General features: G+C 59.6%; 1 protein-coding gene. It reads left to right on the top strand.

The window, feature by feature from the left end; all coding sequences use genetic code 11:
- Nucleotides 1–159: 159 nt before the first annotated feature.
- Nucleotides 160–1,601 (top strand): hypothetical protein (locus Q4P78_RS08595; protein WP_303339966.1); only part of this gene is annotated, 1,442 nt, incomplete at its 3' end.

Below are 1,601 nucleotides of genomic sequence, written 5' to 3'. Positions count from 1 at the left end.
GGATTTTCTTTTACCCCTCCTCCGGCTCGGATTATCCCGGCTCTCGCCTTACACTCTTCAGCTTCGCCAAAGTAGGCTGCGGCTCGGAAGAGCTTAAGAAAACCTGCGGCTTTCTTCGCTCTTCACTCGCCTTGCACTACTTTTGCCCCCATGAAAAGAATGCGAAAGATTGCGAAAGCACTGGGAATCTTGCTTGCCACGCCCGTGGTGCTGTTCCTCCTGCTTGCAGTACTTATCTATATACCGCCTGTACAAAACTTTGTGGTGCACCAAGTCGCCGCCTCGCTCTCCCAATCGATGGGGATAACTGTGCGAATTGACAAGGTGCGCCTTGCCTTTCCGCTCGACCTGGCCGTACACCACGTGCTGGCTACCGAAGCGGGGGATACGTTGCTCGATGCCCGCAGCCTAAGGCTCAACATTGCGCTCAGACCGCTCTTCTCCGGACGGGCTGACGTGGAGGGCGTGGAGCTGTACCGCGTTAAGCTCAATACAAAGAGCCTCATCTCAGACGTACAATTGAAGGGGGAAGCAGGACTCCTCACCGCAGCGGCTCATGGGGTGGACTGGACAAACGAGAAGGTACACATCGACCACGTACAGCTGCGCGATGCTGACTTCATGGTGATGCTCAGCGATACGGCGGCAAAGGACACCACCAAGAGCCAGGCCAAGTGGGACATCCGAGTGGACCGCGCCACCATTGAGCGCAGCCGCATCAAGCTCAGTATGCCGGGCGACTCTATGCGTATCGGAGCAGACCTCCCATTGCTGACTCTCCATGGCGGAAGGTTCGACACAGGGCGCAACCATTATGCGGTGCGCAGCCTCGAACTGCGTCAAGCAGGCCTTACCTACGACCTACCCTATCTGCGCCCCACTACGGGCATTGACCCTAACCCCCTAGCGGTGAGCGACCTCACCCTCTTACTCGATACGCTCTCTTATCAGAACGACCAACTGCGCACCCGGCTGCGCGGTCTGACGCTGCGCGAAAAGTCAGGCCTCTCCATCCGCCGCCTCATGGGCAGTGTTTACCTAGACAGCACCCGCATCAGCCTGCCCGACCTCAGCCTCCACACGCCTTACTCCCGCATGGATGCCCAAGTGGCGCTGGACTTTCATTCCTTCTCTCCCCGCAAGGGCGGACAGATGCAAGTCGGGCTGGATGCTCGTATCGGTCGCCAAGACCTCCTGACGCTGGGCCAGGCTTACGTGCCCTTGGCCTACCTCAAAGCACTGCCCCAGGCACCGATCACGCTGAAAGCGCAGGCTTCGGGCAATATCGACCGGCTGCAACTCAAAAGCTCCGAACTCCTGCTTCCGGGCATTGCCTCGCTCACGGTCAAGGGCCATGTGCAGCACGTCACGCAACCCGCCCGTAGCGGCAAGGCTGACCTACTCCTCCGTACCCAACGTCTCTCGGCACTGATGCCGCTGTTGCCCAAATCGTTGCGCCAAACGCTCTCACTGCCCAACGTGCAGACGCTCCGCGCCACGGCTACCCTTCGCGGGGATACCTACGGGGTCAACCTCTCGCTGCAACACGGCGGGGGCACGCTCACTGCTCGGGCACAGACGAATACTGCAAGCCAGCAGTA

Source organism: Rothia sp. (in: high G+C Gram-positive bacteria) (assembly GCF_030540545.1).
GTDB lineage: Bacteria > Actinomycetota > Actinomycetes > Actinomycetales > Micrococcaceae > Rothia.
The sequence above is the reverse complement of the archived record's forward strand: the minus strand, read 5'-3'. Positions and strand labels throughout refer to the sequence as shown.